General features: G+C 77.4%; 1 pseudogene. It reads right to left on the reverse strand.

Annotation, left to right across the window (positions count from 1 at the left end):
* A pseudogene (locus G3I65_RS40035) lies at positions 1-305 on the reverse strand (bifunctional 3'-5' exonuclease/DNA polymerase); the annotation flags it as partial.

Genomic DNA, 305 nt, shown 5'->3' on the forward strand with positions numbered 1-305 from the left:
GCGGCCCAGGCGGGACCGGACGCGCTCGCCGCGTTCGCCCGCCTGGGCGGCTCGCTCCACATAGGACACCGCGGCCGGGAACCGCTGGCGCAGCAAGCCGAGCAGCGGACCCGCTTCGCCGGACGTGCCGCCGTACATCGCCGACAGCATCGCGATCTTCGCGCGGGCCCGGTCGTCCCGGTCGTCGTCCGCGGCCGGCACCCAGCGCGCGCCCGAGAAGAGCGCCTCGCCGAGGCGCGCGTACAGGTCCGTCGCCGCCGCGACGTCGGCCAGCTGCCGGTCGCCCGACAACGCCGTGAGCACCC

The sequence above is a fragment of the Amycolatopsis sp. SID8362 genome (assembly GCF_010550475.1).
Lineage (GTDB): Bacteria > Actinomycetota > Actinomycetes > Mycobacteriales > Pseudonocardiaceae > Amycolatopsis > Amycolatopsis eburnea.